Consider the following 20,703-nt stretch of genomic DNA (forward strand, 5'->3'; position numbering starts at 1 on the left):
TGAATCGTTTTGCTATCCTCGGCACGAAGCCGTGAACTCTCTACCAATCTGCCTTAACTCTCTTCGGAGAGCGCTCCTAGTCGCACGATGACCATATCCAGCTGCAGACATCCTATCGACTACCGCAGTCAATCGTGCCTTCACATCCATGTGGAACTTTCTGGTGTGCATCCGATTGTGCGGCCGCGGATGATCCACCGGAACACCATTAGCGGCATCATTGATCTCAATGTCATATGCCGAAAGGATATCTCTCGAGTCTGCGGCTGCGGCCCAGTGCCCCTTGGATCCTGTTGACGCAACTATGTGGCCCGCTGCTTGCCCAGGAGCAACCGTTCTCCCTTCTCGATTCATGTTTCGACGAAGGATGTCGGCATTTTCACCGGTCGTTCGACCGCTGGTCAGACCCAAAGGATCTGTCCAATTTATGTAGTTGAGTCCGTAAGCGTAGAGGTTTGTTCCTCCGTTGAGCCCAATCGGGTCGGCCGAGCAAAACTGACTTAACTCCCGGTCGAAGTAGCGAGCACGGTTATAGACCAGCCCGGTTTCCACGTCGTGATACTGACCTAGCGATCGAATGAAGCTCAGTTCGCTATCGTCGCCATCATCACGCGCGCCTTCAGGCGGAGCAACCCAAATCACCCTGCCTTGAGCTGTAACAATTCGATTTGGGCACCCATTGGGGTCACACTGGTACAGGTACAGGCTACTGCTCGGCCCGTTCAGTGTGTCCGTAGGGGTATGGACATCTTCCGGCAATCGCACAAATGATCTGGCGTGGGCCAACTCGTCGGGTGCTTTGTCGCTCTCGGATGATGGGCGGACCGGAATGCGTTGCGCGGATACGGTCCTGTGTTCAAGAGGCTTAACTGCATCTTTCGTGTTAGATGCTTCTTTTTTTTCGGGGCCAAGGCTAATAGTTCCCAGCTTAGCGCCCCATGCACGCTCGGGCTGCGCACTAGCTTGCCCGTCTTTTGCGATGGGCAAGCCACTTGCCGCGTCTTGATTCGCAAGCGAGAGGTTGCCAAGCGCACCTAATCCGTTTCCGCCGTAGTCCGCTGAGCGTTGCCTTGCAGGCGGAGCGCTGTCACCCTCTGGAGGCTGATCGCAGCCGTCCGCCACCACTACAACTGCGGGAACCGAACCAGGCCTGGACTGAGCGGCACGCTCGGCAGTGCCAACTCGACAAGAAGGTTCTGACTTCAGTTCACTAGAAGGGCGAGCTGTTGAATTGACTCTTCTCTCCAGCAACGCCAACGGCACAAACGACCCCGGGTAATACACATACTCCCGAACTCCCTCATGCAGCTTCCCCAGCCGCCGCTGCCGCCGCTTCACCTCGATCAGGCTGGCCACGTTGTCCACCCACACCGGCGCGGCCTCTTCAGCGTCGTTGGCCTGCTTCACCTCGCCCAGCAGCGCGTCGCCATCCCAGAAGAACCATGTGGTCTCGTCCGGGTTGCGCTTGAACACCCGTCGTCCCAACGGGTCGTAGCCGTAGTGCGTGCTCTTCCCACCACGCCGGCTCTCGGCCAGCCGATGGTTGGCGTCCCAGATCAGTTCCAGGTCGCTGGCGTCGCCGCCGCCCGGGCTGCCCTTGCGCACCATGTCGCCAGCGCGGTCGAACACGTAATGCACGCCCTGGTAGGTGCCCTCGCGTGTCCAGAGCAGCTCTGCCTGGTCGTCGCCACCGGCCAGCTTGCGCATGCGCACTTCGCGGATTTCGATGCGCAGGCGGTCGCCGGCCGGGTCGTTGTAGTACGGGTGCAGCACGCCCTTCGGATCGGTGTGAGCCAGCAGCCGGCCTATCGCGTCGTAGCGGTATTCGTCCACGCCCTGCGCGCTGTCCTGGCGGCGGGTGAGGTTGCCGGTGCGGTCGTAGTCGTAGCGGGTGTCGAACAGCGGTGACGCATCGCGCAGGACGGTCTGCGCGGTGAGCAGGTTGCGCGCGTCGTACTCGAAACGGCGCTCCACGTGCGCGCTCAGCTGCTCGCGGGTGGTGCGGCCCAGCGCGTCACGCTCCAGGGTGATGGGCGCTTCGTCGTTGATGCCCACTTCGATCAACTGGTCGCGCAGGTCGTAGGCGAAGGCCACGGTGTTGCCGGCGCCGGTCTGGCGCTGGATGCGGTTGCCTACTTCGTCGTAGGCGTACGCCACGCGGAAGCCGTCCTGCAGTTCCTCCAGCAGTTGGCCCAGCGGGTCGAAGCGGCGGGTGGCGTGCCGGTGCGGGTTGCGCAACGCGATGAGCTGGCCGCGCTTGTCGTACTCGAACGTTTCCTTGACCTGTCGCCCCGGCTGGCGGATATCCGGCAGGGTTTTGGCGGTGATGCGGCCCATCTTGTCGGTCGCAAACCCGATGCGCTGGCCCAGCGGGTCCAGGGTGGCGGTGAGGCGCCCCGCCGCGTCGTACTCGTAACGACGCGGTTGGCCCCAGTAATCCACTTCTTCCACGATGCGGCCGAGCGGGTCGCGGGCGAGCGTGTAGGTCTCGCCTCGTTGGTTGATCACCGCCACCAGCTGCTCTTCGGTGTCGTAGCGGTACTCCACCACCTGGCCGTCGGCCTGCAGGCGCTTGCCGATCTGGCCGATGCCCACGTACTGCAGGCGGGTGCGCGCACCGGCCTCGTCCAGGTAGGTGATGAGCTGGTCTTCGGCGTCGTATTCGCAGCGTACGCCGGTGCCGTCGGTGGCGAGCACGGCCAGCAGCCGGCCCTTGGCGTCGTAGGTGTACACCGTGGGCTGGCCGAGCGGATCCACCTGACGCTGCAGGCGACCCAGCGGGTCATGCTCGAAGCGGCTCTCATGGCCCAGCGGGTCCCGCACCACCGCCACCAGCCCATGCCGGTCGTAGGCCACACCGGTGACCGCGCCGCGCGCGTTGGTCTGGGCCTGCAGCAGGCCATGGGCGTCGTAGGCGTAGCGGGTGCTGGCCTGCAGCGGGTCGGTCTGCTCGATCAGCAGGCCGCGGGCGTCGTACTGCTGCTGCCAGGTGTTGCCGTCCGGGTCGGTCACGCCCAGCAGCTGGTCGTTGTCGTCGAACTGCTGTTGCAGGGTGGTGCCATCGGCGCGCACCAGCACCACCAGGTTCCCCCGTTCGTCATACTCGAACCCGGTCCGCAGCCCTTCCGGGTCGGTCACCGCCACGGTCCGGCCGAAGTCGTCGTACTCGAAGATGGTCACCCCGTCGAGCGGGTCGATCTCGCACAGCGGCAGGCGGTTTTCGTCGAACTTGACCAGGCTCACGTGGCCCAATGAGTCGGTGATGCGGGTTTCGTGCAGCAGTGCGTCGTAGTCGAAGTGGTAGTCGTACAGGCCGCCGTCGCCCCAGGAATGCACCACGCGCCACTGCGCATCGAACGCGTAATAGAACGACAGGCCAACCCGATCGGTGTGGCGCACCATGTAGTGCTGCTGGTAGCCGAAGGTGCGCGGCGCATCCAGCGGGTCCACCGCGGCGATCAGGTCGCCGTTGGCGTAGCGGTAGCTCACCAGCAGGTGGTTCAGGCCGCTGGCCGGGTCGTGAAGCTGCAGGCGGTCGATGTGGCCCTGGCGCGCATCCACCTCGATGAAGCGGCCCTGCAGGCCGTCCACGCCGCTTTCGACGATGCGCACCAGGTGGCCGTCGCGGCGCTCGAAGCGCCAGTGGTTGCCGCAGCGGTCTTCGATGCGCTCGATGGGCAGGCTGCGCTCGTGCGGCAGCACCGCCACGCCGGCGGCCGGGGTGGCGTCGAAGTGGTACTGCAGGCCGCCCTTGAAGCGCACGATCCACTGACCGTTTTCGCGCCACAGGCGCGCGCCGTCCACGAAATCCAGGGTGGCCGCGTCCATGCCGTCGCGGCGCGGCAGCTCGGGGAAGAAGGCCACCTCGTCCGGGCCGGACAGCCAGGCGCTGCCGTCGGCCGACAGCGCCAGCGCGATGTCGGCCGGGGTCTGCCAGCCGTGACCGCAGGCGCCGGTGCGCTGGGCATGGCGTGAGGCGTACACGCGGCGCCAGCTGAGCGGCAGGCGGCCGGGGATGCTGAAGTCTTCGTGGCTGACCGACACGCTGCCGTCGCGGATGTCCACCGGCTCGGCCCGCAAGATCTTGCACTTGAGCGTGCCCGAGGGCAGGTGCCCCCACTTGCCTCGGCGCCACGCGGCGAAGGCATCCATCTTCTTGCGGAAGAAGTCGGTCTTGCGCAGCTTGCCCAGCCCGGCGAATGCCGCGCGGAAGGCCATCGCCGTCCACGACACGGTGGGCGGGCCGCCGACCTTGACGCTGGTGGGAATGGCCACGTTCAAGCCGGTGGGCAGCGACATCGCGCGCAGCGGCTTCTTGGGCTTCTTCACCCGGAACGGGTTGATCATGCCGGCCAGGTTGCAGTCCAGCACGGGCATGGCCAGGCGCGAGAACGGCTCGCCATCGGCCGACACGGTGCGGCTGCCCATGAAGATTTCTTCGCCGTCGAACTGCGGGCCCATCGGCGCGGCCAGCGGCGGGCCCCACACGCCCAGTGGAATGTGGATGTCCAGCCCGCCGGTGCCGGCGGTGCCTCGGTGCACGCCGTTGACCTTGATGGTGGAGCCAATGAACGGGATGTAGTCGAACGGGTCCAGCACCAGGCCGATGTGCGGCGTGGGCAGCGGGCACGGCGGCATCGCGTACATGTGGATGTCGATGCCCAGCTGTGGATCGAAATGCTTGGCGGCAATGCTCACGGCAACACTCCTGTGTTGCTTACAGCGCGCGCAGCAGGGCGCGCAGGAAGGCTTTGACTTCGTCGCGGTATTCCACGCCGAGCCACACCACGATGGCCATGCCCAGCAGCACGGCGACGGTCATGACCAGAATGCGGGTATTCATGCGGCAACAACTCCAGGGGTGGCCGCAGGCGGTGCGACGTGGGCAAGGTCGGTACCGGCCAGCAGCGGGCCGGGGTCGGGCAGCGGCTGCATGGCCGGCGGTTCGCTCCAGACCGGAATCTCGTGGTCGAGTGGGTGTTCGATGGTGGGCAGGCCGTTCCAGTGCGGGTCGAGGAACTCACGCCCCACCGCGACGATCTTGCGGAAGAATTCGTCGCCGCCCTGCACCAGCCGTTCGCGTTCCTGCTGGGTGCGGTGGAAGGTCTGTTCGAGGCCCGCATGCAGCTGGGCATCGATGACATCCAGCTGCGTGCGGGTGGGCGTTGGGCCTAGCTTGGCGGCGGCCTCTTCGGCCTGCACGTGCAGCGCGGTGGTCTGTTCGAGGTACGCCGGGGCGGTGAGCTGGATCTTCTCGGCGCGGCGCAGGTCCTGCAGTTGCAGCAGGTCCCACAGGGCCTGCGGCAGGGTGGTGGCCTTGCGGTCCTGTGCGCTGAGCGGCTTGGCGATGCGGATGGCTTCCAGCAGCTGGGTCCGCGCTTCCTCGCGCTTGCCGTGCTGAAGCAGGCAGTAGCCGGCCATGCGCTGGCCTTCCAGCTGGAACATCGGATGCGGGATGCTGGCCGCCGAGGTGGACGCCTGCAGGTAGGTCTGCGCGGCGCGCTCGGGGTTCTTGGCGGTGAGCCAGCAGCCGGCTTCGCCGAACCAGCTCTGCATGACCAGCTCGGGCGCGGCGGCATTGCCGGCGCTGCGGGCGGCATCGGCGGCGCTGCGCGCCTGGCGGTAGGCGGTGATGGCCTGGCCGTGGTCGCCGGCCTTGAGCCAGGCACCGGCCACCATCATCTGCACCACCGACGCCTGCTCCTGCCAGCCGTGGCGCTGGGCCAGCCCCAGCGCGCGCTCGGCGCGGCCCACCACCTGCTGCGGGCTGCCGCGCTCAAGCAGCAACATCAGGTCAGCCAGCAGCTGGCGGTACAGCACTTCCGGGCCGGTGCCGCCGGACTGCGAGGCGGTGTCGCGGGCGATGGCGAACATGTCCACCGGCGCGGCGATGCGCGCGGCCACGCTGGCATGGCGCTCCAGCAACGGCTGCCAGCGCGGGTCTTCGTCGGTGTCCACCAGCACCAGGCGCAGGCGGTCGCCGGGGCTGGCGGCCAGGGCCGCATCGACCCAGCGCTCAAAGCCGTCGCCGGGCACCATGCGCTCGGGTTCCAGCACGGCAGCCAGCAACCGCAGGTGGCTGCCGTGGTGCTCGGCAAAGCTGTCCAGCACCTGCACCACGCCGGCGGCGCTGTCGGGGTGCTCGGCATGCGGTCCGCGCCAGCCCAGCGTGATGCCCTGCCCGCGCAGTTCGTCCTGGCTGCCCAGGTAGCGCTCGAGCAGGGTCTGCTTGATCTGCCGGCTGTAGCGGAAGCCCAGCTCATAGGGCGTGTCCACGCGCAGGAAGTAGTCCGGCGTGTCGCGGCCCTGGTCGTGCCGCTGCATCTCGAAGAAGGCAGCCAGCAGGCGGCTGGCATTGGCGGGCAGGCGCCAGACCAGCAGCCGCCGGCTGGGGTCGGCGGCGGCGGCGAGCCAGGCGTCGCTGAGGCGTTGGATGCCGCGCAGCATGGGGGTGTCGTGCATGGGTGTCCCTCCGATGGACCGGTCAGCAGTTGAGCTTGATCTCGCTGCCGTTGACCGACACGCCACCGCTGTTGATGACCACTTCCGAGCCGCCGGCGGAGATCTTGATCTCGCCGTCGGTGATCTCGATGAAGGCCCCGCCCACCGCCGCAGTGAGCTTGCTGGCCGAGCCGAGGGTCATGTCGCCATTGGACAGCTGGCTGTGGGTGCCGGTGACTTCGTGCTCGAAGGTGCCGTCCACGCCCACGGTGCGCGCGCCGATGTTGGTGTCTTCCACCGCGCCCTGCACGCCGCGCTTGTCCAGCCCGGTAATGGTGGTTTCACGGCCGGCCGAGTACTCCTGGGTGACCTTGCCGATCACCTGGCGCAGCGAGGTGGAGGTAACGGTTTCCTTCCAGGTACCGGTGCGCTGGCTGGTGTAGTTGCCGGTCAGGGTGGTGCCGAAATCGCCGGTGATGGTTTCGGTGTAGCCGGCCGCGGCGATGGTCTTGGTCTGGCCGGACTGGTAGTTCTGGGTGACCGCGCCGGTAACGTTGGTGGTGCGCGTGCCGGTCACGCCCAGGGTGTCGGTGCCGGTCACGGTGATGCCGCGGTTGGCACCCACGCTGATGTCCTGGTTGGCGCCCACGCTCATGCTGTGGTTCACCGCCACCGCGGTGGACTTGTTGTTCTGGATGCTGGCGTTCTGGTCGTTGAGCACGGTGGTGACCATGTCGCGCTGGGCACGCATGTTGAGCAGCTCGCCACCGGCGGTGTCGTGCATGGTCATTTCGTTCCAGCCGGCCCCCTTGACCGTCTTGGACTTCAGGCCGCTCACCTCCAGCCCGAACGGCGGCATGTTCTCTTCATTGAACACCCGGCCGGTGATGATCGGGCGGTCCGGGTCGCCATCGAGGAAGTCCACCACCACTTCCTGGCCCACGCGCGGCGGCGACACCCCGCCCATGTCCGCGCCGGCCCACGGGCTGGCGCTGCGGATCCAGCAGGAGCTGTTTTCGGCGCCGTTGTCGCGGCGGTCTTCCTTGCGGTCCCAGTGGAACTGCACCTTCACCCGGCCGTAGGCGTCGGCATGCAGTTCTTCGCCGGGCGGGCCCACCACGGTGGCGGTCTGCGGGCCGGGCATGCGCGGCCACGGGGTCTGCCGCAGCGGGCGGTAGGGAATCTTGCGGCGCAGCACCTCGGCCTCGATGGCATGGCTGGGCACTTCGGCGCTGGCGAAATCGCTGGCGAAGTTGTTGCGCCCTTCGCGCTGCAGGCGCACCACGAAGAACTGGCGGTCTTCAGCACCGCGGCCGATGAAGTCCGGCTGCTGCTCCAGGGTGAAGCAGCCGCCCGCCTGCAGCCCGGCGGCGTTGCCGGCGCATTCGAACAGCTTGGTGGGCCACGCGGTTTCTTCATTGCGCACCGCCGCCAGCGCCTCGCCAATGCGGCTGTCGGCGAAGCGGGCCGCCCCGTCGTAGCGGTACTGGGTAAGTTCGGGCAGCACGCCCCGCGGCGCCTCGTTGCCACGCACCACGCGCAAGGGGGTACTGGGCTGCTTGAAGTCGAAACTGCTCAGCGCATGCGCGCCCGGCCCCACCCGGCGGCGGGCACCCCAGCGGTGCAGGCCGGTCTGCTGCTGCACGCCCTGATCCGCCCGGAAGTACACCGGGACCGGCTCGCCTAGCGCAACGCTCAGGGTGGAGTCGTCGCTGAGCAGCAGGGTGTGCCCCTCTTCATCGTGGCGGAAGCTGTAGTAGATACCGGCGTCTTCGAGCAGGCGCGAGACGAAGGCGAAATCGGACTCGTTGTACTGCACGCAGTAGGGCAGCTTGGGTAGCTTGCCGGTGTCCAGGTCGTAGTCGAAGCGGGCCAGGTCGGGGTAATCGGCGAACACCGTTTCCACGATCTTCAGCACGTTCATGTCCTGGAAGATGCGGCAGTTGCTGGTGTAGTCCAGGAAGGCGAACCACGGCGCGATCTCGGCGCGGTAGGCGCTGAACTGCGCCTCGCGGCCGGTGCTGGCGAACTCGCGCACGTAACCGTGGATGCCATGGCCGCCGAACTCGTCGCCCAGGATCAGCCGCAGCGGCTGGCCCACCAGCTGCTTGAGCTCCAGCCGGGGCTGCACCGAGAGCAGCTCGACCTGGTAGGCGAAGGGATGGGACACGCGTTCGCTGCCGTCGAACCGCTTGACCAGGAAGGTCTGCGGGTCCAGCACGGTATCGACACGGATCAGGCGGTGGTCCTGGTGCAGGCGCATGAGCGCGTGACCGGCGGTGAGGGCTTCGGCATACATCGGGCGTTCCTTCGTCCCATGACTTCGAGATCCCGACTCTGCCATCTCTGCATGACGCGCGCCAACATTCTGACGCGGATATTGCGTAAACCGCTTCAGCTTTGTGCAAGCGGAAGGGGGCGGCGGCAACCAGGACGGTTCCCCGCGCGCAGGGCGGCACACCCCTGCAACCGCATCACGGCGCCCGCCCGCAGGCAGGCGCCGTGGTCACGCCTTACTTGCGGGCGCGCTTGGCCGGAGCCTTGCGGGCCACCGGCTTGGCAGCACGCTTGGCCGGGGCGGCCTTGCGGGCAACGGCCTTCTTGGCAACGGCGGTCTTCTTGCCGACAGCCTTCTTGGCCACGGCGCTCTTCTTGGCGACGGCCTTCTTGGCAACGGCGGTCTTCTTGCCGACGGTCTTCTTGGCGACGGCGACCTTCTTGCCGACAGTCTTGCGGGCGACGGCGGTCTTCTTGCCGACAACCTTCTTGGCCGCTGCGGTCTTCTTGCCGACAACCTTCTTGGCCGCTGCGGTCTTCTTGCCGACGGCCTTCTTGGCCACGGCAACCTTCTTGCCAACGGTCTTCTTGGCCACGGCGGTCTTCTTGCCGACAACCTTCTTGGCGGTCGCGGACTTCTTGGCCACAGCCTTCTTGGCCACGGCGACCTTCTTGCCGACGGTCTTCTTGGCCACGGCGGTCTTCTTGCCGACAACCTTCTTGGCGGTCGCGGTCTTCTTGGCCACGGCCTTCTTGGCCACGGCGACCTTCTTACCCACCACCTTCTTGGCGGCGGCGGTCTTCTTGGTCACGGCCTTCTTGGCGGTGGCGACCTTCTTGCCGGCAACCTTCTTGGCGGCCTTGGTGGTCTTGGTCACGGCCTTCTCAGCGGCGACCTTCTTCTTGGCAACCTGCTTCTTCAGCGAGGCGGCTTCGGCCTTGGCGTTGCTCTTGGCCGCTTCCAGCTTCTTCTTGGCGGTGGCCAGGGTCTTGCCGACCGACTTGGCAGCCTTGTCGGCCTTCTTGGCGACGGTCTTCTCGGCCTTCTGCACGGCCTTCTTGACCTTGGCAACCTGGGTGGTGGCAGCCTTGCGTGCGCGCTTGACGGTCTTCTTCACCGACGCCACGGCATCTTCAGCAGCGGTAGCGATGGTCTCGCCCACGTTGCCGGCCACTTCTTTTACTTCGTCGACGCCCTGCGACAGGGTCGCGGTCACACCATTACCGTTGCTCATGATTGCCTCCTAAGGGGCCTGGTCAGTTAAATCGCTGGCGATGCTATACCGGCGCGGTCCATCGTGGAACGGTCTTGTCGCAGCCTGTGAGCCGCACCTGTGCTTGGCGGGACGACGTCAGCGCTGCCCGACAAACCTGGCATCGGCAGCAAACCCCTTTAAAACAGCTTCCGTGCACCGCGCGCGCGTTGTCGCGCCTGCCTTCCCTGCATGCGTCGGGCAGTTGTGCGGCGGTGTGCAATTGGGTGTCGGACGCGGATCGGTTGGTTGCCCTTTACTGCACAACTGCGCTGCCTTCGCGCTCGAAACGGCAGACGGCGCTGGCCGGATCCGGCTGCCTTGGCACCGCGCAGTGGAACGTGGCGGGGTGGAAAACGGGGGACCGTGCAGGGCGTCCATCCTGGCCGCCGGCGTGCCGAGCAGGGGTGTCGTGCAGCGGCAAGTTGAACCGAGGCAGGCGGCAGGGTGGGGACGATCGCGGCCGCGCGGCGGATCGGATTTCATTCGCGGTTTAGGCGCGGGCGGCCACACTCATTCAGCTTGCTTTACCTTATATAGGCTCCTACCTCCCACGCCGCTCTTCGTTACGGAACCGACGGACCATGCGACCGCTCCCCACCCTGCTCACGCTCGCCCTTGCCGCCGCCTTCGGTGGCTTCGTCGCTTCGGCGATCAACGCGCACCTGGACAACCGTGCCGAGGCAGCGCCGGCATCGCTGGTCATTCCGGCCACCGCCGCACTGCCGGCCTCGGTGGCCGGGCAGCCGGTGCCGTCACTGGCGCCCATGCTGGAACGGGCGATGCCCGCGGTGGTCAGCGTCAACACCAAGCAGGTGGTGCGGGTACGCAACCCCTACTTCAACGACCCGTTCTTCCGCCGGCTGTTCCCGGAAGTGCCGCAGGAACGCATCAACGAATCACTGGGCTCGGGCGTCATCATCGATGCCAGCGCCGGGCTGGTGCTGACCAACCACCACGTCATCGACAATGCCGACGACGTGCAGGTGACGCTGGCCGACGGGCGCACGGTCAAGGCCGAGTTCATCGGCTCGGACCGTGACACCGACATCGCCCTGATCCGCATTCCCGCCGACAAGCTCACCGCCCTGCCGCTGGGCAACAGCGACCAGCTGCGCGTGGGCGACTTCGTGGTGGCCATCGGCAACCCGTTCGGTTTCAGCCAGACCGTCACCTCCGGCATCGTCTCGGCGGTGGGCCGCAGCGGCATCCGCGGGCTGGGCTACCAGAACTTCATCCAGACCGACGCCTCGATCAACCCGGGCAACTCCGGCGGGGCGCTGGTCAACCTGCAGGGCCAGCTGGTGGGCATCAATACCGCCAGCTTCAATCCGCAGGGCAGCATGGCCGGCAACATCGGCCTGGGCCTGGCCATTCCGTCCAACCTGGCACGCGACGTGGTTGACCAGCTGGTCAAGCATGGCGTGGTGGTGCGCGGCACGCTGGGCGTGGAAGCGCAGAACCTGACCCAGCAGATTGCCCAGGGCCTGGGCTTGAACGAAGCGCGCGGCGCGCTGGTCACGCGGGTACTGGCCGGCTCCGGCGCGGCCGCCGCCGGCCTGCGCCCGGGCGATGTGGTGGTGTCGGCCAACGGCCAGCGCGTGGACAGCGCGCAGGCGCTGCACAACATTGAAGGCCTGGCGCCGGTGGGCAGCACGCTCACCCTGGACATCCGCCGCGATGGCAAGGCGCAGCAGCTCAAGGCCACGCTGAAGGAACAGGCGCGCGCGGTCAGCGGCGACACGCTGGACCCGCGCCTGGCCGGGGCCACCTTCGTGGACCTGCCCGAGTCGCTGCGCCAGGCCGGCATCAGCGGCGTGCAGGTCAGCGAGGTCAAGCGCGGCAGCCGCGCGGCCAGCTCGGGCCTTGCCGCCGGCGACGTGATCACCGAGACCACCGCCGGCGAGTTCGCCGACCTGGCCAGCTGGCGCGCCAACTTCCAGCAACGCCCGCCGCAGCTGGTGCTGCGCATCGTGCGGGGCAACACGCCGGGCGTGCTGGTGATGCGCTGAACCGGTCAGCCGGCCTTCGCGCGCATCTCACGCCAGCTAACACCCTCTACACCCGGCCGATGCTATTACCTTGAGTTCGTTACCGCGGTTCCTGCCCGGTCACCTTCCCCATCGCACATAACGGAGAGTCACGATGAGCCCCACCAATACCGAAAACCTGAAGGAACACCTGGGCGAAGCCGGTTCGCACCTGAAGTCGGCCGCCACCGCTGCAGGCGGCGCGATCAAGGGCGCCACTGGTGCCGCGGGCGACGAACTGCGGATCGGCAAGGCCAACGTCAAGGCCGAGCTGTCCGACACCGCGCTGTCGGGCCTGGCTGCCGCCGAGTTCGGTGGTGCCGCCGCCAAGGAACAGGTCGATGCCCTGATGGACAAGGGCAAGGACCTGGTGGACAGCGCCGCCGAGCTTATCCGCGAGCGTCCGCTGGCCTCCTTCGGTGTCGCCTTCGCCGCCGGCTGGATCATCGCCAAGCTGGCCCGCAGCGGCGGCGACAAGTAATCCGGCGTGAGCGATCAAGCCCAGTCGACCGCCACCGGTGGCGCGGACACCCCGCCACCGGACGGCGCTGAGAAGGCGCCCCACCTGGATGAAAGCATCCGCCAGGTGGGTGCCGCCGGTCGTGACACCGTGGAGTCGGCCAAGCACACGCTGCGGTCACTGCGCCGGTTGGCCTCGGCCGATTTCGCGCTGGCGCGCAGTGCCTTCGGGCGAGCGCTGGCGTGGAGTGGCGTAGCAATCGTGTTCGGTGCGTCGGCCTGGCTGTTGCTGGCCGGCACGCTGATCGCGCTGATGGTGCGCTGGGGCATGACCTGGTTCCACTCGCTGCTGATCACCTCCATCCTCAGCCTGATCGTGACCGGCTATGCCATGTGGCGGGTGTCGTTCTTCTTCCGCCATACCGGCATGCATGCCACCCGTCGCCAGTTGTCGCGGCTGGGGCTGTATGACGAACCCAGTGAAGAAGATCCCGATGCCGACGTCGATACGACGGGGGCCAAGCGATGAATTTTGAAGCCTTGCGGCAACGCGTGCAGCGTGCCGAACTGGTGGTGGCGGTGCGGGTGGAGAAAACCCGCAGCAGCTGGTTCACCCTCAGCGACGCATGGCGGGCCGGGTGGACGCCGTTGCGCATCATCACCGTGGGCCTGGCCGGCGGTTTCCTGGCCGGCAAGCTGGAGCCCACCGGGCTCGGGGCGAAGGTCCAAGGGGCACGCTGGCTGCAGATGATCGGCTCGGTGTCCAACCTGTTGGCCAGTACCCAGGCCGCGTTTGCGTCGATGCAGGCCAGTGAAGCGGCCGATACCGCCGAGCAGGCCGCCGACAGGGTGGACGATGCGGTGGACGGCGTGCCGCGCCAGCCGCCCGCGCCACGCGCCGCGGCCGCTGCAGCACCGCGTGTCGACGCCGACGACCAGCGCCAACCGCAGCCGGCCGAAGCGGCGACGGATCTTTCCGAACGCTGAGTCCGGCCGATCCGCCGGGGTAATGCATCTGAAGCCCTGCCGCCCACCGCGGCGGGGTTTTTTATTGCGTGCCGCGCAGACGGCTGGCCGTGGTGTATCCCGCGCCGGCGCGGATGCGTTTTGACCCCGCCACCAACACGCCGCCCGCACCTGGCTTGCCCAATAATGGCGCACCTTTCCTGCCCGGCGCCCGCATGAGCGTTCCTGCCGTTTCCCTCGATGACACCGTCACCGCGCCCCCACCGCCCCGCCCGCGCGCGCCGATGTCGCTGGTGGTGCTGGCCACGCTGGCCGTGGGGTTCACGCTCTGGGCCGCGCAGGAGGTGATCCTGCCGGTGCTGCTGGCGATGTTCCTGGCACTGGTCTGCAACCCCATCCTGCGGCTGCTGGGCAAGCTCTGGATTCCCCGCTTCCTGGGCGCGGTGCTGGTGCTGGGCGTGGGCCTGAGTGGTGCCGCCGCGCTGGGCGTGCAGCTGGTGGGGCCGGCCATGGAGTGGGCGCAGGAAGCCCCGCAGCAGCTGCGCAAAGTGGCCCGCCAGGTGCAGGACCTGACCAAGCCGGTGCAGCAGGCCAACCAGGCCGCCGAGAACTTCGCCCGCGTCGCCGGGGGCGAAAGCAGCCGACGCGTGCAGATCGTGCGCACCCAGCTGGACGACCCCTACAAGGTGTTGACCCGCGCGCCGCGACTGGCCGCCTCGATACTGGCGGTGGTGCTGTTGACGCTGTTCTTCATGATCTACGGGCAGAACCTGCAGAAGCATGCCATCGCGCTGTTCCCCAGCCGCCAGCAGCAACGCTTCACCACCGACATCCTGCGCTCGATCGAACGCGAGGTCTCGCGTTACGTCCTCACCATCACCGTGATCAACACCCTGGTGGGGCTGGTGTTTTCCGGCGTGTTGCTGCTGCTCGGGATCAGCCTGCAGGAAGCGCTGCTATGGGGCACGGTGGCGGCCCTGCTGAACTTTGCGCCCTACGTGGGGCCGCTGATCGGCGTGGCGCTGATGCTGTTGATGGGCTTTGTGGAGTTCAGCGATCCGCTCAAGGCCTTGCTGCCGGCGGCCTGCTACCTGGCCCTGCACACCATTGAAGGCCAGGTGGTCACGCCGATCGTGCTGGGCCGGCGCATGGCGATCTCGCCGTTGATCCTGATCCTGTCGCTGCTGGTGTTCGGCTGGCTGTGGGGCATGATCGGGCTGCTGCTGGCGGTGCCGCTGCTGGTCTGCGTCAAGCTGGTGCTGGCACGGCTGGACGGCATGCACGGCTGGGCGCGGTTGCTCGAATGAGCCTGTGATGCCGGGGACTTGGCTGGCCGCACACTGCCGAGGCTGGCAGAATACCGGCCCTTTTTTCGGATGGACCCGGTGCTGATGTCTTCCCTCGCTCCCCGTTGCCTCGCCCTCGTCGGCCTTGTCACCCTCGCCGCCCCGGCGTTGGCCGCTCCCCCGCCCAGCGCCGACGTAGCCGGCCGTCAGCTGGTCGAGGCGGTCACCTGCAAGCGTCACCTGACGCCTGCGCAGTTCGCCGCCCTGGCCAAGGTGCTCAAGCCCACCGAGCTGCAGGTGTATGGCGCCCTGTCCGACGGTGAGTATGCGTTGACCACGCCGCTGCTGGTGCTGGGCCAGCCGGTGAACCGCCTGTACCTGTACGACGGTGCCAACGGCGAGGACGGCAGCGACAGCTACACCGCGTACTTCAGCACGGCCAGTACCGAGCAGATCGCCGCGCTGGCGAAGATGCGGGACAACGTAGCCGGCGACTACCTCCTGCAGATGGGTCGCCATGACCTGAACGTGCGGCAGCAGGATGGCCAGGCATCCATCAGCTGTTCCTACGACCTGCGCTGAGGGGCCTTCACCGGCGCCTTGCCTGCGCGCGCCATGAAAGCCCGCGCGCGCAGGCGTAGAATGGCGGGGTGAATTTCCCCGTCCAAGCCATCACCCTCGACCTCGACGACACCCTGTGGCCGTTCGCCCCCATCGGCGCGCGCATTGACCAGGTGTTGTTTGACTGGATGCTGCAGCACAGCCCCGCCACCGCCGCGATGTATCCCGTGGCGGCCATGCGGGAACTGCGCGAGCGCTCCTTCCACGACAACCCGCAGCTGCACCACGACCTGAGCGCGCTGCGCCGGTTGACCCTGCACGAAGCGCTGGAAAAAAGCGGCGCCGACCTGGCCCTGCTCGAGCCGGCCTACGAGGCGTTCTACGCCGCGCGCAACCAGGTGGAGTTCTACCCGGACGCACTGGACGCGCTGGCCCGGATTGCCGCGAAGGTGCCGGTGGCCGCGCTCAGCAACGGCAACGCCGACCTGCAGCGGATCGGCCTGGCCCACCATTTCAGCTTCCAGCTGGGCTCGCGCGAACACGGCGCGGCCAAGCCGGCGGCCAGCATTTTCCACGCCGCCTGCGAACGCCTTGGCGTTGCCCCCACCCACGTGCTGCACGTGGGCGACCACGCCGAGATGGATGTGGTGGGCGCCATGCAGGCGGGCCTGCGCGGTTGCTGGATCAACCGCGAAGCGCATGTCTGGAACCACCCTTCGCTGCAGCCTGACCTGCAGTTCGACACCCTGACCGGGCTGGCCGACTGGCTCGATGCGAATGCATCGGCGCAGCACGCCTGACCACGAACGGAGCCTTTTCCCGCATGACCCAGATCAACGGTTTCACCACCGACGCCGCCAAGGCCCTTCCGCTGCACGTGATGGAGCGCACCCAGTTTGCCGCCTGGCGCGCGCAGCAGAGCGAGGCGCTGGTTGCCTGGATCGATGCGCAGCATTTCAACGGCAGCGGTGGCAGCGTGGTGCTGCTGCCCGGCGAGCATGGCCTGGCCGGTGCGATCGTGGGCGTGGGTGATCCCGGCGATGCCTATGCGTACGCACATGCGCCGTTCGCGCTGCCCGAAGGCACCGTGTGGAAGGTGGCCGATGCGCTGCCGGCGGATGTCGAAACCCTGCTGCACCTCGGCTGGGGCCTGGGCAGCTATCGCTTCGCGCGGTACCGCAAGCCCAACCGCGCGCCGGCGCAGCTGCTGGCCACGCCGTCGGCCGAAGTGCGCGATGTGGTGACCGCCAGCCTGCGCGTGCGCGACTGGGTCAACACCCCCACCGAAGACATGGGCCCGCAGCAGCTGGAAGACGCCGCGCGTGCGCTGGCCGATGCACATGGTGCGCAGGTGGAAGTGATCACCGGTGATGCACTGCTGGCGCAGAATTTCCCGGCCATCCACGCCGTTGGCCGCGCCTCGCACCGTGCACCGCGCCTGATCGCGCTGCGCTGGGGCAACGCTGGCCAGCCGCATGTGGCGCTGGTGGGCAAGGGCGTGTGCTTCGATACCGGTGGCCTGGACATCAAGCCGGCCGACGGCATGCGCAACATGAAAAAGGACATGGGCGGCGCGGCGCATGCGCTGGCACTGGCCGGGCTGATCATGGCCCAGCAGCTGCCGGTGCAGCTGACGCTGCTGATTGCGGCGGTGGAAAACGCGATCGGCCCGGATGCATTCCGGCCGGGCGAAGTGATCGCCACCCGCAAGGGCCTGAGCATCGAGATCGACAATACCGACGCCGAAGGTCGCCTGGTGCTGTGCGACGCCCTCACCTACGCCAGCGAACAACAGCCGCAGATCGTGCTCGACTTCGCCACCCTCACCGGCGCGGCACGCATCGCCCTGGGCCCGGACCTGCCGGCACTGTTCAGCAACGATGACACCCTGGCCCAGCAGTGGCTGCAGGCCGGCGAGCGGACCCGCGACCCGGTCTGGCGCATGCCGCTGTGGCGTCCGTACCTGCGTTACCTGCACAGCGGCATTGCCGACCTGGCCAATGCCGGCTCGCGCATGGCCGGCTCGGTCACCGCCGCGCTGTACCTGGAGCGCTTCATCGCCGAAGGCCAGGTCTGGGCGCACCTGGACGTGTACGCCTGGAACGACGGCGAACGCCCGGGCCGCCCGGCCGGTGGCGAGGCGCTGGCGCTGCGCTCGGCGTGGGCGATGCTGAAAGCGCGCTACGCCTGACCGTAGAGCGGGGCTCTGCCCCGCTGCCCTACCTGCCGGGTAGAACCCGGCACTACCTGGCTGCCGACCATCGTAAAGCGGGGCTCTGCCCCGCTGCGCGGGCTGCCGGGTAGAACCCGGCACTACGCCGCGCGCCACCGGTTGGAACCGACAGATCCCCGCTTCGGCGGGGATCTGTGTTTTCAAGGCCGGGACCTGCGTTTTCAATACTTGTCGAAAATGTGAATATCGGCGCACGCCGCCTTCTGACACCATGCGCCTGTCGCCCACCCACACGCATCGTGAAGGCAGGATTCCGGACATGTCGCTCTTTGGTTACACCCGCGCCGGCCAGGAGCCGGGCGCCCCGCGTCCCCCGTCGCCGCTGCTGTGGATCGCGCTGATCGCGCTGATTGCCGGCCTGCTGGTACTGGCGTTTGCCTGGCTGGCCGGCTGGATCGGTCGCGACCGCGCCACTGCGCAGGCCTTCACCGACAGCATCGAGGCCACCGGCCCGCCCCACCCCGGGTTCCGCCGCGCGCACAGCAAGGGCGTGTGCGTGAGTGGCAGTTTCCAGGGCACGCCGGACGGGGCCGCGTTGAGTTCGGCCCGCGTGTTCCGCCAGGCGCAGGTGCCAGTGCTGGGCCGCCTGTCGATCGGCGGCGGCGACCCGCACGGTGCCGACGCCAACGCGCGTGTGCGCAGCATGGCGCTGCAGTTGGTGAGCGATGACGGCCAGGAATGGCGCACCGCGATGAACAGCTTCCCGTTCTTCGCCGTGCCCACCACCGAGGCCTTCCTGGAACAGACCCGTGCCGGTATCCCCGACCCGGCCACCGGCAAGCCGGACCCGGCGAAGATGGCCGCGGTGCAGGCCAAATACCCCAGCGCGCGCGCCTTCGGGGAATGGGCCAAGACCGCGCCCTGGTCCAACAGCTGGGCCAACACCGACTACAACGGGGTCAACAGCTTCCGCTTCACCGCCGCCGACGGCAGCCGGCACTTCGTGCGCTGGAGCATGCGCCCGCAGGCCCCGTTCGTGGAGATGACCGCCGACCAGCGCGCGCAGGCCGGGCTGGATTACCTGGCCGACGAGTTCGCGCAACGGCTGGCCCAGGGCCCGGTGCGCTGGGACATGTGGGTGACGCTTGCCGAAGCTGGCGACCCGATCGATGACCCGTCGCAGGTGTGGCCGGCGCAACGCCGCCAGGTCAAGGTGGGCACGCTGAGCCTGGTGTCGATGCAGCCCCAGGCTGAGGGCGCGTGCCGCGACCTCAACTACGACCCGCTGATTCTGCCCAGCGGCATCGCCGGCTCCGGCGACCCGATCCTGGCGGCCCGCTCGGCGGTGTATTCCCACTCGTTCAACCGCCGCGAGCGCGAAATCGCCAGCGGCAAGGGTGCCGCTGCCACCGGCAAGGAAGGTGCGAAATGAACCGCGAGAACGGCCACTTCAACCTTACCGCGCGGGTGCTGCACTGGCTGATGGCGGCGATGATCCTGACCATGCTGTTCGTGGGCGTGGGCATGGTGGCCGCGCTGCAGTGGCGGCCGATGCTGGTCGACCTGCACCGACCACTGGGCATCGCGATCCTGCTGCTGGTATTGGTGCGCCTGTACAACCGCCTGCGCCACCGGCCGCCGCCGTTGCCGACCGACCTGCCGGCCTGGCAGGCCGCTGCCGCGCATGCCTCGCACTGGGTGCTGTACGGGCTGATGCTGGCGATGCCGCTGGTGGGCTGGTCGATGCTATCGGCCGGTGGCTATCCGATCGTGATGTGGTCCGGCTTCAACCTGCCGGCGATCGTGCCGCATGATCCGTCGCTGTACGCCGCGCTGCGCAATGCGCACAGCCTGTTGGCCTATGCGCTGTTCGCCACGGTGGTGGTGCATCTGTCGGCCGCGCTGTTCCACCTGTGGGTGCGCCGGGATGGGGTGTTTCAGGCGATGGCGAAGGGACCGGGGCGTACGCGACCGGCTGATGTCGATCCTCGGTAAACGGACGCCTGCCAGGTAGCTACCGACCGTTGGTCGGTAGATGGCCCTCCGGTCAGCGTTGCGAGGCGCCGGCCAGCGGCCAGCACTACCGGTGCGATTGCGTTGCACCCATCCACGGTGGGTGCCTACCGGGCGGCGCGGTGGGCGTCGACGAGGGCGCGGTAGCGCTCGCGGTGCCGGATGCATTTGGCCAGCACCGCCTCGGGCGTGCCGGTGGCGTTGCGCTCGCCCTTGCCCAGCAGCATGGCCTCGAACCCGGTGCTTCTGAAGCGCTTCCCCTGGTGCCCCACGTACACCTCGATGTGCTGGTAAAACTCGGCCAGAGGCATGCTCGCGCGCGGATCGCGGGCGCCGATTTCATGGTCCTGGCCCTGGGTCGGAACGGTGGCCGGTCGCACCGCACCTTCCACGTGCGGCAGGTTCGCCTCGACCCAGGCGAACTCTTCAAGCGGCAGGCTGGCCATGCCCACTTCCAACGTGGCCAGACGCGGCAACGCCCGCAGCGCGCCCATCACCGGCGACACCTTTGGCGCGCGGAACCACGAGGCGTGCAACCGCTCCAGCGCGGGCAGGCCGGCCAGAAAATCGAAGTCGTCCACCGGCTGGTTCCAGTCCAGGGTGCCGAGAAGGGTCAGGTCGCGCAGCGCAGTGGCGCCGGCCAGGCCGGAGAAATCATGGACCCGGCGCAGGTTCTCCAAATGCAGCGCCTGCAACGCCGGCAGGCGGCCCACGGGCGAAAGATCGGAGAATGCCGAGACATACTCCAGCACCAGCTCGCGCAGGTCGTGCATGCCCTCCAGCATCGCCAGCGTCTTCGGCCGCGCATGGCTGATCCGCAACGCGGTCAGCTGCGGCAGCTGGGCCAACGCCGCCAGCTGGGCCTGGTCGGGCTCATGCAGGGTCAGTTCGCGCAGCTGCGACAGCGCCAACACGCGCACCCAGTTGCGGTCGTGGCGGGTCAGCGTGAGCCGGGTGGCGTCGTCGGGCGCATCGGCCATGTCGTCGTAATGGCAGGACCAGCGCTGCGCGTTCGGCGTGATGGTCCACACCCCACCGGTACGGTCGATGAGATCGGCGAAGTGGTGTTTCATCGGGTGCGCTTCCGGTCCATGGAGCGCACAGGATACGCGCTCGCCTACAGCCAGCCCTTCTGCCGCGCCAGCCGATAGGCTTCGACGCGGTTGGCCACGCCCAGCTTGCCGATGCACTCGGACAGGTAGTTGCGCACGGTGCCGTGCGACAGGCTTCGATCAACTTTGTGA

Annotated in this window: 16 protein-coding genes and 1 pseudogene; 10 read left to right on the forward strand and 7 right to left on the reverse strand. The window is 67.8% G+C overall.

The window, feature by feature from the left end; translation table 11 throughout:
* Positions 1-12 precede the first annotated feature (12 nt).
* The 5 genes from ABIA71_RS18035 to ABIA71_RS18055 form a co-directional block, all read right to left on the reverse strand.
* Entirely contained in the window at positions 13-4,698 is a 4,686-nt protein-coding gene (locus ABIA71_RS18035) for an RHS repeat-associated core domain-containing protein (RefSeq protein WP_354287033.1), read from the reverse strand.
* Positions 4,699-4,717: 19 nt separating this feature from the next.
* Positions 4,718-4,843 carry a hypothetical protein gene (locus ABIA71_RS18040; RefSeq protein WP_258223862.1) on the reverse strand — a complete coding sequence of 42 codons (126 nt, stop codon included), beginning with the start codon at positions 4,841-4,843 and terminating at the stop codon, positions 4,718-4,720.
* Positions 4,840-6,462, reverse strand: a complete 1,623-nt coding sequence (locus tag ABIA71_RS18045; RefSeq protein ID WP_354287035.1) for a hypothetical protein — start codon at positions 6,460-6,462, stop codon at positions 4,840-4,842. The genes ABIA71_RS18040 and ABIA71_RS18045 overlap by 4 nt, the downstream gene beginning before the upstream one ends.
* 22 nt (positions 6,463-6,484) lie before the next feature.
* Positions 6,485-8,740, reverse strand: a complete 2,256-nt coding sequence (locus ABIA71_RS18050; protein ID WP_354287037.1) for a type VI secretion system Vgr family protein — start codon at positions 8,738-8,740, stop codon at positions 6,485-6,487.
* A gap of 214 nt (positions 8,741-8,954) precedes the next feature.
* Positions 8,955-9,953, reverse strand: coding sequence for a histone (locus ABIA71_RS18055; protein ID WP_354287039.1), 999 nt, complete (start codon positions 9,951-9,953; stop codon positions 8,955-8,957).
* A gap of 602 nt (positions 9,954-10,555) precedes the next feature.
* On the opposite strand from ABIA71_RS18055, the gene ABIA71_RS18060 reads away from it, so the two are divergent.
* The 10 genes from ABIA71_RS18060 to ABIA71_RS18105 all read left to right on the forward strand — a co-directional run bounded on the left by ABIA71_RS18060 (position 10,556) and on the right by ABIA71_RS18105 (position 19,441).
* Positions 10,556-11,983 (forward strand): Do family serine endopeptidase, encoded by a 1,428-nt coding sequence (locus tag ABIA71_RS18060; RefSeq protein WP_354287041.1) that lies wholly within the window; start codon positions 10,556-10,558, stop codon positions 11,981-11,983.
* 133 nt (positions 11,984-12,116) lie between these two features.
* Entirely contained in the window at positions 12,117-12,482 is a 366-nt protein-coding gene (locus ABIA71_RS18065; RefSeq protein ID WP_019185548.1) for a hypothetical protein, read from the forward strand.
* Between the two features lie 6 nt (positions 12,483-12,488).
* Entirely contained in the window at positions 12,489-12,989 is a 501-nt protein-coding gene (locus ABIA71_RS18070) for a phage holin family protein (RefSeq protein ID WP_354287043.1), read from the forward strand.
* Positions 12,986-13,447 (forward strand): protein sip-5, encoded by a 462-nt coding sequence (locus tag ABIA71_RS18075; protein WP_354287045.1) that lies wholly within the window; start codon positions 12,986-12,988, stop codon positions 13,445-13,447. Before ABIA71_RS18070 ends, ABIA71_RS18075 begins: the two co-directional genes overlap by 4 nt.
* Positions 13,448-13,641: 194 nt before the next feature.
* Positions 13,642-14,733, forward strand: a complete 1,092-nt coding sequence (locus tag ABIA71_RS18080; protein WP_354287047.1) for an AI-2E family transporter — start codon at positions 13,642-13,644, stop codon at positions 14,731-14,733.
* An 84-nt stretch (positions 14,734-14,817) separates the two neighbouring features.
* Positions 14,818-15,294 (forward strand): hypothetical protein, encoded by a 477-nt coding sequence (locus ABIA71_RS18085; protein ID WP_354287049.1) that lies wholly within the window; start codon positions 14,818-14,820, stop codon positions 15,292-15,294.
* A gap of 68 nt (positions 15,295-15,362) precedes the next feature.
* On the forward strand, positions 15,363-16,073 hold the full coding sequence (locus ABIA71_RS18090) for an HAD family hydrolase (RefSeq protein ID WP_354287051.1): 711 nt from the start codon (positions 15,363-15,365) through the stop codon (positions 16,071-16,073).
* 23 nt (positions 16,074-16,096) lie between these two features.
* Positions 16,097-17,464, forward strand: a complete 1,368-nt coding sequence (locus tag ABIA71_RS18095) for a leucyl aminopeptidase family protein (RefSeq protein WP_354287052.1) — start codon at positions 16,097-16,099, stop codon at positions 17,462-17,464.
* Positions 17,465-17,765: 301 nt separating this feature from the next.
* Positions 17,766-18,878 (forward strand): catalase family peroxidase, encoded by a 1,113-nt coding sequence (locus tag ABIA71_RS18100; RefSeq protein WP_354287054.1) that lies wholly within the window; start codon positions 17,766-17,768, stop codon positions 18,876-18,878.
* Positions 18,875-19,441, forward strand: coding sequence for a cytochrome b (locus tag ABIA71_RS18105; protein WP_354287056.1), 567 nt, complete (start codon positions 18,875-18,877; stop codon positions 19,439-19,441). Before ABIA71_RS18100 ends, ABIA71_RS18105 begins: the two co-directional genes overlap by 4 nt.
* Positions 19,442-19,566: 125 nt before the next feature.
* On the opposite strand, the gene ABIA71_RS18110 is transcribed toward ABIA71_RS18105, so the two are convergent.
* Entirely contained in the window at positions 19,567-20,532 is a 966-nt protein-coding gene (locus ABIA71_RS18110; protein WP_354287058.1) for a hypothetical protein, read from the reverse strand.
* A gap of 44 nt (positions 20,533-20,576) precedes the next feature.
* A pseudogene (locus ABIA71_RS18115) lies at positions 20,577-20,684 on the reverse strand (LuxR C-terminal-related transcriptional regulator); the annotation flags it as partial.
* Positions 20,685-20,703: the final 19 nt, after the last annotated feature.

The organism is Stenotrophomonas sp. 2619 (assembly GCF_040548725.1).
GTDB classification, from domain to species: Bacteria; Pseudomonadota; Gammaproteobacteria; order Xanthomonadales; family Xanthomonadaceae; genus Stenotrophomonas; species Stenotrophomonas maltophilia_AP.